This is a genomic window from Halomicrococcus pelagicus (assembly GCF_050954125.1).
Window position 1 is genome coordinate 37,860 of sequence record NZ_JBPBWC010000026.1, and the last position, 14,093, is coordinate 51,952.

Annotated in this window: 9 protein-coding genes and 1 pseudogene; 5 read left to right on the top strand and 5 right to left on the bottom strand. The window is 61.2% G+C overall.

All coding sequences use genetic code 11. The features are described 5' to 3' along the window. Nucleotides 1-41: 41 nt before the first annotated feature. Together ACRYA2_RS24985 and fdhF are read left to right on the top strand one after the other, a co-directional pair. Entirely contained in the window at nt 42-1,565 is a 1,524-nt protein-coding gene (locus ACRYA2_RS24985; RefSeq protein ID WP_433634217.1) for an NADH-ubiquinone oxidoreductase-F iron-sulfur binding region domain-containing protein, read from the top strand. Then, complete coding sequence (gene fdhF, locus ACRYA2_RS24990) at nt 1,562-4,888, top strand: formate dehydrogenase subunit alpha (RefSeq protein ID WP_433634220.1); 3,327 nt, start codon at nt 1,562-1,564, stop codon at nt 4,886-4,888. Before ACRYA2_RS24985 ends, fdhF begins: the two co-directional genes overlap by 4 nt. Before the next feature lie 1,463 nt (nt 4,889-6,351). On the opposite strand, the gene ACRYA2_RS24995 is transcribed toward fdhF, so the two are convergent. The 5 genes from ACRYA2_RS24995 to ACRYA2_RS25015 form a co-directional block, all read right to left on the bottom strand. Next, a complete protein-coding gene (locus ACRYA2_RS24995; protein WP_433634223.1) occupies nt 6,352-7,746 on the bottom strand; it encodes an orc1/cdc6 family replication initiation protein in 1,395 nt (464 codons plus the stop codon). 364 nt (nt 7,747-8,110) lie between these two features. Next, nucleotides 8,111-8,860: a 2-oxo acid dehydrogenase subunit E2 gene (locus tag ACRYA2_RS25000; protein WP_433634225.1), complete on the bottom strand. Its 750-nt coding sequence runs from the start codon at nt 8,858-8,860 to the stop codon at nt 8,111-8,113. A 69-nt stretch (nt 8,861-8,929) separates the two neighbouring features. Then, a complete protein-coding gene (locus ACRYA2_RS25005; RefSeq protein WP_433634227.1) occupies nt 8,930-9,193 on the bottom strand; it encodes a lipoyl domain-containing protein in 264 nt (87 codons plus the stop codon). Beyond that, nucleotides 9,190-10,221 carry an alpha-ketoacid dehydrogenase subunit beta gene (locus ACRYA2_RS25010; RefSeq protein WP_433634230.1) on the bottom strand — a complete coding sequence of 344 codons (1,032 nt, stop codon included), beginning with the start codon at nt 10,219-10,221 and terminating at the stop codon, nt 9,190-9,192. Before ACRYA2_RS25010 ends, ACRYA2_RS25005 begins: the two co-directional genes overlap by 4 nt. Further along, nucleotides 10,221-11,234, bottom strand: a complete 1,014-nt coding sequence (locus tag ACRYA2_RS25015) for a thiamine pyrophosphate-dependent dehydrogenase E1 component subunit alpha (protein ID WP_433634270.1) — start codon at nt 11,232-11,234, stop codon at nt 10,221-10,223. The genes ACRYA2_RS25010 and ACRYA2_RS25015 overlap by 1 nt, the downstream gene beginning before the upstream one ends. A gap of 345 nt (nt 11,235-11,579) precedes the next feature. Here ACRYA2_RS25015 and ACRYA2_RS25020 point away from each other — a divergent pair. The 3 genes and pseudogenes from ACRYA2_RS25020 to ACRYA2_RS25030 all read left to right on the top strand — a co-directional run. After that, a pseudogene (locus tag ACRYA2_RS25020) lies at nt 11,580-12,290 on the top strand (RNA-guided endonuclease InsQ/TnpB family protein); the annotation flags it as partial. Nucleotides 12,291-12,359: 69 nt separating this feature from the next. Continuing rightward, complete coding sequence (locus ACRYA2_RS25025) at nt 12,360-12,776, top strand: hypothetical protein (RefSeq protein ID WP_433634232.1); 417 nt, start codon at nt 12,360-12,362, stop codon at nt 12,774-12,776. 221 nt (nt 12,777-12,997) lie between these two features. After that, the gene (locus tag ACRYA2_RS25030) at nt 12,998-14,038 is read left to right on the top strand and encodes a Bug family tripartite tricarboxylate transporter substrate binding protein (protein ID WP_433634234.1); all 1,041 of its coding nucleotides are present in this window, start codon (nt 12,998-13,000) and stop codon (nt 14,036-14,038) included. The last annotated feature ends 55 nt before the right edge of the window (nt 14,039-14,093 follow it).

Here is a 14,093-nt window from a genome sequence, read left to right on the forward strand (position 1 = left end):
TTGGAGTGGTTTTTTACCATCCGACTACGTGGTGTGTGCCGATGTCAAACGACAGGGGAACCGTCGGCCGTTCGCCGGTCATCCGCGTCACGGTGGACGTGACAGCTGACCGGGGAAACAGGGTACTCGACGCTGCTCGCGATGCCACCGATTCGATTCCCGTCGTACGGACAGGAACGACTGGAATCGGAGAACTCGAACCGCTCGTCATCGCGACTGACGGGGGCGAGACCGCCTTCTTTGCATCCCCTCGCCCGTCGACGGTTCGTGACCTCGCAGCCGACGTAGAAGCGAACGGGCTTCCGACCGACCGCGCGGATGCTATCGTCGAACACGCTCCAGGGGTGACATCGCTGCCGGTTCCACCGGACGGTCCGTTGGCGGTCGGTCGACGCCGCGTTCTCGGTCCCTGCGGATGGGTCGACCCGCTCGACCCGAACGAGTACGCGCTTGTCTCGCCCGAACGAGACGCCGGCGACATCGCGGACCTCGGACTACTCGGCCGCGGGAGAGGTGACGCCACCGCCGACGAACCCGCCGCCGACGCGTGGAAGCAAGCGCGCCAGACAGACGGTGAACCCGTCGTCGTCGTCAACGCCAACGACGCCGACGACCCATCGCGGACGGACCGGACGTTGCTCGCCGGCGCGCCGATGTCCGTCCTCGACGGGATGGCAGCTATCGCCGAGTACATCGGTGCCACGGACGCGGTTATCTACCTGAACGAGACCGACACCGGACTCCAGCGGCGCGTCCGCCGCGCCGTCGAGGCAGCCGAAGGGAAACTGCCGGTCGTCCCCCAGCTCGTCGTCGGCCCCGACGAGTATCGCGCCGGTGCGCCGACGGCCGCACTCGAATCGATGGAAGGAGCAGACCGAATCGAACCGCGCCGTCAGCCACCGACACCTGCGACGTACGGACTCTACGGACGCCCGACGGTCGTCCACACGCCGCGGACGGTCGCCCAGGTACAGTACGCGCTCCGCGACCCAGACGCGTACGACTCAGACGCTGCCGATCCCGGCACCCGACTCGTGACCGTAACCGGCGACGTGGCCGCTCCCGCGACCATCGAGCTAGCATCCAGCGACAGTCTCGCCGTTGCTCGGGACGCCGTCGATATGGACGGGGATTTCAAGATGGCGTGCGTCGGCGGCGTTCTCGGCGGAATCACCCGCAGTTTGGACATCACGGCGACCGCCGGGTCCCTCGACGCGGCAACGCTCGGGACGGAGGGCGTCGTCGAACTGTTGAACGACGAGCGTTGTGCGGTTTCGACCGTAGGCGAGCGAGCCCACTTCGCGTCGACGGAGAACAGCGGCCGATGTGTCCCCGGCCGAGAGGGGACTCGACAGCTCACCGATCTGTTGCGCGATATCTACCAGGGCTCGTTCGAGACAGACAAGATTCGCGAACTCGGTCGGGTGATGCGACGTTCGAGTAATTGCCGAATCGGAGCGCATGCACCGCGTCCGGCGCTGACCGCGATAGAGGAGTTCGAACCGGAGTTCCAAGCACACGTCGATAGCCGCTGTCCAAGTGGCACCTGTTCCGAAAACCTATGAGTACTGACGACCCACTTCCAGGAGTTCCAGATCTCGACGATCCACAGCACCAGACGTCGGTCACGGCGGAGTTCGAGACCGGTACAGCGAACGATTCCGAGGCGGGAACGGACAGCGAGACGCCAACGACGCTGACCGTCAACGGAACGCCGGTCTCGGTACCGCCGGGGTCGACCATCATCGACGCGATGCAGGCCGTCGACGACGCCACGGTGACCGTCGAACCGGGCGCCGATGGCGTCGAGAAAGACGCTGACGTTCCCGCATTGTGTTACTACGACCGAGACGGGGACGGGAGCGACGAAATCGGACCGCGCAGCGAGTGCCGTACCTGTATGGTCGAGACGGAACGACACGGTCTGGTTCCGTCCTGTTCGTTCCCGGCCGAGGACGGACTGACGGTCGAGACCGACACACCCGACGCCGAGGAGAGTCGCAGCGTCAACCTCGACCTCGTGCTCTCGAACCACAACCTCCGGTGTACGACATGTAACGGCAATGGTCGCTGTGAACTTCAAGACACAGCGATCAGCGAAGGTGTCGACCACCCGCGCTACGGCGTGTTCGACGACCGCGACGAGTACGAACCCATCGACGATACCTCGTCGTTCATCCAGATAGATCGCAACAAGTGTATCCTCTGCAACCGGTGCGTCGAGAGCTGCAACGACGTCCAGGTCGAGGGCGTCCTCCGCATGGAGGGGCACGGCGAGGACACCCGCATCGGATTCCAGTCCGACGCCGAGACCATGGCCGACTCGGAATGCGTCTCCTGTGGGCACTGTGCTACCGTCTGCCCGACCGGTGCACTCACCGAGAAAGGTATCGGCGGCGCCGGGACGCTTCCGCTACCTGGCTTCTCTCAACGGAATTCCGTCGGCACGGTCATCGAGAGCGACGACGCGGAGACGCTGGACGACACGGCCGCCCCGAACCGCTCGCCCGACCCTGGTGGCACCGTCGGTGTCGACGCGGACACGACCGCCGATTCGGGCGACGTGGCAGGCGTCGCTCGGTTCATGACCGGAGCGAAAAAGCGCGCAGCGGACCTCGCTAGCGAGTACGGCCGGAAGGCGATGCTGTTCGGCGAGCACACCGCCGAGAACGTCGCGACGAAAACGCTGTCCGAAGGACGCCTCTTCGACGTCGCCGACGCCGTCAGCAGCCATCGACTCGACAACGTCGACACCGAAGAGACCACCTGCGGGTTCTGCGCGGTCGGCTGTCGCTTCGAGATGTGGGGCAAGGACGGCGACGCGCTCGGCGTCCAACCGGTCGCCGACCCCGACACGGCACCCGCCAACAACTTCTCGACCTGTGTGAAGGGCAAGTTCGGTCACGAATTCTCCAACAGCGACGAACGTCTCACGCAGCCGCTCGTTCGCAACGACGACGGCGAGTTCGAGACGGTGAGTTGGGACACGGCCCTCGACTACGTCGCCGAGAACCTGGACCGAATCCAGGACGAACACGGTGTCGACGCAGTCAGTTGCCTCGCCTCATCGAAGGGGAGCAACGAAGAAGCCTACCTCGTCCAGAAGTTCGCCCGCCAGGTGCTGGGGACGAAGAACGTCGACAACTGCGCTCGCCTGTGTCACTCTTCGACGGTGGCCGCACTCCAGCAGACGCTGGGCTACGGCGCCATGACCAACCGCATCAACGAAGACATCGGGGAGGCCGATGCCTACCTCATCACCGGGTCGAACACGACCGAATCGCATCCAGTGCTGGCGACACGTATCAAACAAAACGTCCGCGACGGCGCCGATCTGGTGGTGTTCGACCCGCGCAAGGTCGGTATCGCCGAACACGCCGACCAGTACACCCGGACCGAGCCAGGTTACGACGTCGCCTGGATCAACGGCCTGATTCGATACGTCATCGAACACGACCTCCACGACGAGGCGTTCATCGAGCGCAACACCAAGCGTTTCGAGGCGCTCAAAGAGAAGGTCCAGCCATACACGCCGGAAAAGGTCCAAGAGCTGGCCGGCGTACCGGCGGACGAACTCCGCGCTGCTGCAGAGACGCTGGCCGAGGCGGAGAACGTCGTCTTTGGCTGGGCGATGGGAATGACCCAGTCCAGCCACGGCACCCAGAACATTCTCGCGCTCGCGAATCTCGCGCTCACGCTGGGCCAAGTCGGTAAGCCGGGCGCCGGTCTCTCCCCATTCCGCGGGCAGAACAACGTCCAGGGCGGTGGCGGCGACATGGGAACGCTCCCCGGAAGTCTGCCCGGCTACCAGGACCCGTCCGACGAAGACGTCCAGAAGAAGTTCGCGGACGCGTGGGGCGAACGCCCGCCCGAAGAACCCGGTCTCAAGGTGCCGGAGATGTTCAGCGAGGTCCACGAAGGCAACCTCCGAGGGATGTACATCGTCGGCGAGAACCCTGCGCTCTCCGAGCCTGACGTCCAGCACGCCGGGGAAGCCCTGCGGACATTGGATTTCCTCGTCGTCCAGGACATCTTCATGACCGAGACGGCGGAACACGCCGACGTGATACTTCCCGCAGCGACCTCGCCGGAGAAACACGGCACGTTCACCAACACGGAACGCCGCGTTCAGCGCGTTCGACCGACCGCCGACCCGCCGGGAAGCGCACGTCAAGACTGGCAGATAACCCAGGAGCTGGCGAGTCGCCTCGGGTACGACTGGGGCTACGACCACCCGCGGGAGGTCATGGACGAGATCAGCGATCTCGCCCCGATCTACGGCGGCGTGAGCTACGACCGGCTCGAAGAAGGCGAGGAGCACGGCCTCCAGTGGCCCTGCTGGGACGAAGACCACCCCGGTACGCCGTATCTCTACGACTATGAGGACGGGAACTTCAACTTCGACGACGGCCTCGCTCGCTTCATCCCGGCGGACGGCGGCCGTCCCGGCGAAGTTCCCGACGAGGAGTACCCGCTCACGCTCACCTCCGGACGCGTCCTCTACCACTGGCACACTGGACAGCTCACACGTCGCGTCGAAGGACTCATGGGCCACGTCGGCGAGAGCTTCGTCGAGATACATCCTCGAACGGCTGACCGGCTCAGCGTTTCCGATGACGAGTACGTCCGTGTCGAATCCCGCCGGGGCGACATCGTCGTCAAAGCACAGGTGACCGACCGCGTCGGCGAGGGGACGCTGTTCATCCCGATGCACTTCGCCGCCGGCGCCGTCAACAAACTCACGCAGGAAACATTCGACCCGCAGGCCGGTATCCCCGAATTCAAGGTCTCCAGTGTCCGCGTCGAGTCACTCGGTCCTGAAACCAACGCCACCGTGCTCAAAACGCCCGACGTCGGAGGTAGCAACGACGGTCATCGACAGCGATAACGCGGGTAGTACCACGGTAGTCTACACGCGGAGCAGGCCGATTGCCTTGGGGTCGTTCGAGAGAGCGAAGCTCTCTCGTGATGACGAGACGCCGTCGGCGTCTTGAACCACGTGACCCCGAGGCGGTTCACCCTCGCTAGAGAATCACCGTGTGATACAGACCTAGCGAAAGCCCACCCCTTTAGGAGTGGGTGTGAGCGGTAGGTATCTGCCAGAACAAATCACGAACTCATCTTTCTTCCACCCTCTCCCCCCATCTTCGAAGTGTAACACCACAAACGGACGTGCCACGAAATCTCGGTCTGATTGGAGGTGAGGAGGCAGTAACCGACGATGAGGTACAAGCGATCAGAAGCTGTTTACTACACGATTAACTTTATAACCGAAACCTATAAGTCCATAACTCTAAAACAATATCCGCAAACTAAGTTATCCGATGGAATTAGAGGGGAGTAGTGGGAGAGATATCGGCGCGTTGGTGCTCTCGGCCTTCCAGGGGAGAGTTACACTTCGATGATGGGGGGAGGGGAGCGGACCAATGGCCGACGTTGTTACAGCATAACGAGAGGCGGATTTGTCCCTCTCTCCGGCTACGATCGACAGATCGAGCAAAAGGAAAACGAGATGAATGAGGACGCCCGCGGGAAAAGAGAGACGAAAGATACGGTCTGCCGGCGTCAAACAACGAGTCAGCACGCCGTATTCTCACAGAATGTTTGACTCTGTGCTCGCAAGTCGAGGCCGACCACGGCTTTCGCGAAGCTACCTCTATTGCAGCTAGAGTAATCATTCCGGAGTGTGAGGGTCTTAGGCGTTCAGCTGTGTGGAAGCTGTGTTCGAGGTTGAACGAGAGGTGTTACACTTCGATGACGGGGTGAGGGGTGATTTGGTGTGGCATATCCCCACGATGGCTATTGAAAGCAAGAACAGAACGTATTACAACTACTGGACGAGTACCTAGTTACACTTCGATGACGGGGATGGTGTGGTCAAAAAGTGCATGCAGGCATCGCGGTGCGCCCTAATTTACACTTCGATGACGGGGTTGCACATCATCTTCGGTAGCCGAATAGCTGGAGAGTAATTCCTCCTAGATCCTCCTGACCGTCGAGCCACGTTCCATCGAATGCTCCCTCCTTGTAAGGGGTGAGGAGAGCATATACACTTCGATACAGGGGTCGGCTCGTAGGCACACTATCTTACCGAACGGACTTGGTGAATGTACACTTCGATGCAGGGGTCGCTTCGCCCTTGGTTACACTTCGATGGAGGGGTTGGAAAGCCGGAGAAAACGCTCTACTGGAGCGTGTGAGTAGCGAACCTGATTTTCGCCACCACGCTTGCTCGACAGCAGATACACTTCGACACTGGGGTGAGTACCGATAAGAGAACCGATGCTGGCGCTGGCAGAGTTTGTCGGTTACACTTCGATGCAGGGGTATCAGGGGCTCGCACTCGGGCGATTACGACCCCTTGAATTGCTGCATCTTCGTTTTTGCAATTGTTTTCAGGTGGTCCGTTTCGCTGGCGATTGCCGACAGACGGGAGTCCTCTGCGAGCAAATCGAGAATCGGACGAGGGTTGTCGGAGAAAGAGAACTCCATGTACATCCCTTGTCCCCGCCCGCGGCTTTTCCGCTCAGCGTCCACGATGCCGTACGTGTTGAGTTCCTTGACATACTTGATGTAGGTTTCACGCGTCATCTGGTCGGCATCCAGCAGTTCGGTGATCCACTTGTAGACCTGATATCCAACGGGACTGGGGACGGACGTGGTGGCATGATCGGTGTGGACAGCGACGGCCGCCGTTGCGTACAGTGAGATTTTCTTTTGCGTGGAGAGTCCTTCTATCTGGGTCAGCATCCGGTCTTTATCGACTTCGTCCTGCGAATCTCGGACGTGTGATTCCGTGACGACGTCGTCGTTTTGTCGGTCAGCGAGATCGCCAGCTTTCCGGAAGAGATCGATGCCTTTGCGAGCGTCGCCGTGGCTCTGGGCAGCGAAAGCTGCGACGAGAGGGATGACGTCGTCACTGAGAGCGCCATCGCGGAAGGCGTCACGGCGATGTTCGAGGATTTCACGGAGTTGGTTCGCGTCATAGTCGGAGAACGGGATGTCTTCGGGGTTGAACGAACTCTCCGACCGGCCGTCGACGTTCTCCATGAACTTGGGATCGTTCGTCAGGGCAGCGACGGACACAGTCCCCTCGATGGTGTCCGTTTTCCCCGCCCGCGACAGCTGATAGAGCAGCTTCGAGTACGCGGGCTCGTCTTCGCGACCGACGAGGAGGTCGATCTCGTCGAGGATGAAGATGACCGAATCGTAATGCGTGTTGACGAGTTCGTAGAGCCGGTCGTACTTTTGCTCGGTCGAAACCCCTGTCGCTGGAACGCCGGTGTCGACGCCGACGTCTTTCGCGATGTTCTCCACGAGTTTGTAGACTGCACGGTCGAGCGTCGTAATCGGCTGGCAGTTGAGACTGACGACGCCGAAGTTGATATTCTGGGATTCACAGAGTTCGACGATTTGCTCGCAGACGGCTTTGATGATGAGCGATTTCCCCGTTCCGGCTGGCCCGTAGAGGAGCATGTTGGGCGGGCGTTCGTCGCGAAGGGCAGGTTTGAGATAGGCGACGACGGCCTGCAGCTGGTCGTCCCGGCCGACGATGCGCTCTTCGTTGATGATGGTGTCGGGTTCGACAAGATTCCGGTTTACGAAGACGGAGCCTCCAGAGTCTTCTTCGAGGAGTTCACGAATGGTTTGTTGTCCGGAGTCATCGTCTACTGGCGAATCTGCTGCGGTGTCCTCCGGGATATCAGAGAGAGCATCGTCGGGAGGCGCTGTGTCATCGCCTGGCATGTACATACCAACCAAAACAAAGGATAAAAAACTACCTATGTCGAAGTCTATCCATCCGAAAAACTGGCCGAAACCATCTCTAATCGCGAATGAAAGAGAGAGGGGAGAAACCGCATCCGAAGTACAACCTGGGGATGTCAAAACTAACGGAATCGACTCCCGTCCGAACAAAGTACACGCTGGGATGAATCAACTCTAGCGAGAAGAGACAAATCCTAACAAGGAGGTGCGGACGCTCTCACGGAACGTGATGGGCATCGGCGGTAAACACATCGAGATCTCGCTCGCTAATCCCGACCTGGTAGGGGTGGATGCGCCCACGACGCGGAGGTGTAGCTTACAATGCTGTTAACGAGTCTTGTAACTATCCCTCGGGAGTGAACGCGTCGGCGTCCGTGACGTGGTCGGCGAGAGTCGCGAGGAATCGGGCGGCGTCAGCGCCGTCAACGACGCGATGGTCGAAGCTGAGATCAAAGTTCAGCTGTCGCCGGAATTCAACCCCATTCTTTCCTGGCCGTGCGCGCTTGCGTATCCGGTTCACGCCGAGAATCGCGATTTCGGGCGGGTTGATGATGGGCGTGAACGAGTCGACGTCGAGTACGCCGAGGTTCGTGATGGTGAACGTGCCACCGCGAAGATCACGCATCGTGTACTCGCCGTTCTCGACGGCCTCAGTAATCTGTCGACGTTCGGTGGCGAGGTCGGCAAGCGATTTCGCGCCGACATCGGCGAGGACGGGCGTCACCAGTCCGGCATCGATATCGACAGCCACGCCGATGTTCTGTTCCTCGTAGAGACGGTGGATGCCGTCATCGAACGTCGCGTTGAATCCTGGATGGTCGGCGAGCGTTTCGGAGAGCGTACACAGAATGATGTCGAGCACGGAGACGTCGACGTCAAGTCGGTCTGCTGCCGTCTCGGTCGCACGCATGAGCGCTTCGGCGTCGACCTCGCGACTCACCGTGACGTGGACCGCATCCTGATAGCTCTCCTGTAGTCGGTCGGCGATAGTCTGTCGCATCGGGCCGAGTGACCGCTCCTCGCGGACGGTTCGCGTCGCCTCACCGGAACTAGTCGGCGTCGATTCGTCAGTGTCTGCATCCGTAGGGGGCATCTGGTGTAGTGTGGTGTGGGTCTGGCAGTAGTCTCGCGAACGAGCGATACAGCGGTGTGAGTGGCGGTGTTAGTCGGGCTGTATCCAGGCGAGTGTTTCCCCGCGTTCGAATTCGTCGTCTTCTCCGAGCACAATCTCGTCGACGGTGCCGCTCGCTGGTGCTGGCACGTCGACGCTCACCTTCTCGACCTGGTATTCACAGAGGTCGTCGCCTGCGTCGACGTGGCCGCCTTCGCTCACGAACCAGTTGACGACCACGCCTTCGTTTGCCTCGGCATCGTCAGGCCACACGTCCTCGGTGTTGACTTCGACCCGGTCAGACTCCGCACTCATGAGTCAGAAGTCACGGATTGGACGGCCGTTTCGATGTCCTCGACACCCGGAATCACTTCGTTCTCGAGTGGTCGAGCGTAGGGTAGTGGGACGTCCGGGACGGCGACACGCTCGACCGCCTCGAGATTGTCCAGCGATTCCTCGGTGACGCTCGCGATGATTTCGCCGGTCACGCCGAACGACTGGTAGTCCTCGTCGACGACGACCAGCCGGCCGGTCTTGGCCACCGACTCACGGACGGTATCGGTGTCGAGCGGGACGAGCGTTCGGAGGTCGATGACCTCCACATCGATATCGTCGTCGGCGAGTGATTCGGCGGCCTCGAGCGCTCGATGGACGTGGAGGCCGAGCGTGACGACAGTGACGTCCGCGCCCTCGCGTTTCGTGTCGGCGCTGCCGAACGGGATCGTGTAGTCGGTGTCGGGGACGGGAGTTTTCGGGCCGTCGGGGGCTGGCATCCAGCCGATTCCCATCAAGCGCTTGTGGAACATGTAGACGACGGGGTCGTCGTCCCGGATGGCGTTGTGCATCAGACCCTTCGCGTCGTATGCCGTCGACGGCACCACGACCTTCATGCCGGGCAGATGAGCGAAGGTGCCGTAGAGCGTCTGGGAGTGCTGGGCGGCGTCGTTGTACGTGCCGCCGACGGCCGTTGTCAGCACCATCGGCACGCTCACACTCCCGCCGCTCATGTACGTGTTCTTGGCCATCTGGTTGTAGATTTGGTCCATGCCGACGCCGAAGAAGTCGACGAACATGAGCTCCGCAATCGGCCGCATGCCCTCCTGGGCAGCGCCAACGGCGGCGCCGATGTACGCCGTCTCGCTGATCGGAACGTCCATTATTCGGTCGTACCCGAATTCGTCGAGGAGGCCGTCGGTACTGTCGAAGATACCGCCGTAGTCGGCGACGTCCTCACCCATGTAGAACACATCGTCGTCGGCCCGCATCTCGTGGGCAATCGCCTCGACCATCGCGCGACTCATCGTCAGCGTTCGCTCGGTTTGTATGGGTTCCTGTTCAGCCATCAGTCGTCACCTCCCGTCTCCGCGACCGACGGTTCACTATCCGTGACTCCCGACGGTGGATTCGAGAACACGTCCTCATGTGCGTCCGCCGGCTCTGGCTCGGGCTGATCTTTCGCCCACTCGATGGCCTCCTCGACACGGTCGTAGGCACGCTCCCGAATCTCGTCGATTGTGTCGTCGCTGACGTCGTGGCTACGGAGTCTGTCGGCGAGTCGCTCGATCGAATCGCGCTGCTGGGCGGCGGTTTTGTCCGTGTCGCTCCGATAGGTTTCAGGGTCACCCATGAAGTGGCCCATGCGGCGATGTACCTGCACCTCCATGAGTGTCGGCCCGTTCTGGTCGCGCGCACGACCGACGGCCGCTTCAGCAGCGTCGTGGATGGCCACCGCATCGTCGACGTCGACGCGAACGCCCGGCAGGTCGAATCCATCGGCGCGCTGGGAGCCGTTCGCAACGTCGGTGACGCGGTCTTTCGGCATGCTGATCGCCCAGTCGTTGTCTTCGATGACGAACACGACCGGTAGGTCGTGGACGCTCGCCAAGTTGAGAGATTCGAGGAACGCTCCCTGGCTGATCGCGCCCTCGCCGAGGAACGCGACGGCGACGCTGTCCGTGTTCCGTTTCTTCGCCGCGATTCCGGCGCCGACTGCGGGCGGGCAGCCTTCCGCGATGATGCCGCTACACGCAAAGCCGGCGTCCGGATCGAACAGATGCATGTGGCCGCCTTTTCCCTTGCTGAGGCCTGTTTCACGGCCGAAAATCTCCGCGGTCATTCGTTTCAGGTCGACGCCTTTCGCAATCGCAATGTGGTGTGGGCGATGCGGCGCCGTGACGGTGTCGTCGTCGCGCAGATGCTGGCAGACGCCGACGGCGGCCGCTTCCTGGCCAGCGGCGAGATGGAGTTCGCCGGGAATCGGTCCCGCCGAAATATCGAACGCGGGTTGTTTGCCTTCGAGATACTCTTCCTGCAGGCGTTCTTCGTACCGGCGGGCCGTCACCATGTCCTCGTACATCGATTGTAATACGTTACCGGATGGCATGGGTGCTCGTTCAAGTGACGCGACGGACAAAGAAATAGCTAGGGGCACTGAGAGCGGTGGCCAAAACAGTAGCTCGGTTCCGGCACCGGACCTTCACGGGACAGTGCGGCCTTGTTGAAATCCTCAAGCGGTGATGGGTTTCAGGAGTCGTGCTGAATAGAGGGCGCACGTTCATCGCGGAGAGTGACTCGGAGCCGTCCAATCTGATTGAACTGGACTACATAATGACAAAATCAGGATAAGAAGCTGCGTAGAACTGCTGGTGGAGTCACCAAGCGAGTCGCAAGGGAAGACTGTCCATCCCTCGCTGGCAGGTTACCACTGGCTTCCGAAGAAGCCCCCCTCGACGTTGGCGCGAACAATCTCGTCGCCTGTTCCACGACTACTGGGAACCAGTACCTCTACGACGGTCGGGAGTTGTTCGGACGGTTCCGCGAGACGACAGACGAAATCGCCCGCATACAGTCGAAACTCCGTGAGGGGCGCTACTCCTCGAAACGGATTCGACGGCTGTATCGACAGCGGACGAAGCGCCGTGACCACGCACAGAACGCGCTGGTACGCGACCTCGTTGAACGGCTGTACGACGAGGGTGTGGCGACGGTGTACGTGGGCGATTTGACCGACGTGCTGGAAACGCACTGGTCGGTCAGGGCGAACGAGAAGACGCACAACTTCTGGGCGTTCAAGAAGTTCATCCATCGTCTCGCGTGTGTCTGTGAGGAGTACGGCATCTATCTCGAAGCCGAGTCGGAAGTGTGGACGAGTCAAACGTGCCCCGAGTGTGGCGACCACGACGCGACGATTCGCCACGAGGATACGCTGACGTGTCCGTGTGGATTCGAGGGACACGCCGACCTCACGGCGTCAGAGACGTTCCTTCGAGAACACAGCGATTGCGAAATCAGGCCGATGGCACGGCCCGTGCGACTCGAGTGGGACGACCATGACTGGTCGGGGAAACCACACCCTCAAGAAAGTCCCAAAGAAGTGCGCACAAACCCGCAAGTTGCCTCCGTGGGTCGGTAGCCAAACCCCCAACGGAGGAATCCTCGCGCTTGAGCGCGGGGAGGATGTCAAGGAGTCATCTGCCCGTACGTGAACGCGGCCTACACTCGTGCGGACTACGTCCGCTGGGCGACGGATGTGACTGCCACCATGGTCGGAATCCCGCTCGTCACCGGCGTACCCATCGCCGCTGCCCTGACGGCGTCGTCCCGTCGGAGGCTGCAGAGTCAGGCACCCCAATCGTCAAATCCGGAGACACCCATGCTCTATGTAATGGAGAATTCGCGGACGCCAATCAACTCCGGCGAGGAAGCTGTGCTCGATCACCTCGAGCAGTACCTCGACGCAGCAGATGATGACGAGACCCTCACACGAGAGGACGCCGTTGCTCACCTTATCGACCAGGGCGTCGCGCGTGCCGACGCGCAAGCGCATATCGAGCAGCTGCTGTTGAAGGGCTATCTCTACGAAGTCGATGACAAACTGCGGTTGCCATCACGACCTTGATGTGGCTGGAGGTCCGCTGTTTCCCACGATAACTCTGTTCCACCCCATAAGTAATTGAAACCGCGTGCTGAATACAGAGTGGATTCAGTAGATCAGTCTTCCGAAATTAACAATCTTAGTCGACAGATGAGGTTGATGAATATAGATTTTCATTCATCCTCAATCTAGCTGTATATATACGAAAAGGTCTTACCTTGATTTGTGTATAGTTATCAATTGCCATGGTGGGGGGAGAGAAAGACACGAGCACGATAGAGCGGAGAACTCTTTTGAAGGCAGTCGGTACAGGGTCCGCAGCGGGCCTCGCCGGAATACCTGGCTACGTCGGGGCGAGACAGCAGGACTTCCCGAGCAGCGACATCGAGATGATAGTTCCGTGGGCCGCAGGCGGTGGCACCGACCGGACCGGCCGGCGACTCGCGTCACTGGCCGAGAACCACATGGATACCTCGTTCTTCGTCTCGAACGTGACCGGCGGAAGCGGGAGTGCTGGCTTCAGGCGGGCGGCGAACGCCGAACCGGACGGCCACACCGTCGGGGTGCTGACGGTCGAGATATGCACCATCTCGCACCTCGGTATCGCCGACCTCACGCCCGATGCGTTCGCCCCGGTCATGCAGTACAACTTCGACCCGGCGTCGCTGACCGTCCATCAGAACGCGCCGTACAGCACCATCGATGAATTCGTCTCCTACGCCGAGGAGAACCCGGGCGAGATCCGCATCTCCAACTCGGGTATCGGAGCAATCTGGCACCTCTCGGCCGCCCAGCTCGCACAGGAGGTTGGCATCGAGGTCGAACACATCGGCTACGACGGCGGCGCGCCAGCGACGCAGGCGGTCGTCAACGGCGAGGTCGAGGCGACGACTGCCAGTCCGGCGGAGGTCGCCCCGCAGGTTCAGGACGGCCCGCTCAACATGCTAGCGGTCTTCGGCGAGGAGCGAAGCGACCTGTTCCCCGACGTGCCGACGCTTCAGGAGCGGGACATCGACGTGACCATCGGCGCGTGGCGCGGTCTGGGCGTCCCCGCTGGAACGCCAGACGAGCGGGTGCAGGCACTCCACGACGCGTACAGGTCGGTCTACGAGTCCGACGAGTTCCAGAACTTCATGAACCAGAACGGGTTCGGGTTGGTATACCGCGATCCGCAGGAGTACGGCGAGTTCATGCAGAGCGAACTCGACCGGTTCGCTGGCATCGTCAACCAGCTCGGCCTCGGGTCTGGCGGGGACGGCGCGACGACAACGACGACTACGTCGTAACTCGCCCGTCGGCGGGGCGAACCACTCACAATGTCTCTTCAGATACGACACACAG

Coding starts and splice junctions, on each gene's coding strand:
- ACRYA2_RS24985 (WP_433634217.1), top strand. CDS start 42: ATGTCAAACGACAGGGGAACCGTCGGCCGTTCGCCGGTCATCCGCGTC.
- fdhF (WP_433634220.1), top strand. CDS start 1,562: ATGAGTACTGACGACCCACTTCCAGGAGTTCCAGATCTCGACGATCCA.
- ACRYA2_RS24995 (WP_433634223.1), bottom strand. CDS start 7,746: ATGCCAGGCGATGACACAGCGCCTCCCGACGATGCTCTCTCTGATATC.
- ACRYA2_RS25000 (WP_433634225.1), bottom strand. CDS start 8,860: ATGCCCCCTACGGATGCAGACACTGACGAATCGACGCCGACTAGTTCC.
- ACRYA2_RS25005 (WP_433634227.1), bottom strand. CDS start 9,193: ATGAGTGCGGAGTCTGACCGGGTCGAAGTCAACACCGAGGACGTGTGG.
- ACRYA2_RS25010 (WP_433634230.1), bottom strand. CDS start 10,221: ATGGCTGAACAGGAACCCATACAAACCGAGCGAACGCTGACGATGAGT.
- ACRYA2_RS25015 (WP_433634270.1), bottom strand. CDS start 11,234: ATGTACGAGGACATGGTGACGGCCCGCCGGTACGAAGAACGCCTGCAG.
- ACRYA2_RS25030 (WP_433634234.1), top strand. CDS start 12,998: ATGGTGGGGGGAGAGAAAGACACGAGCACGATAGAGCGGAGAACTCTT.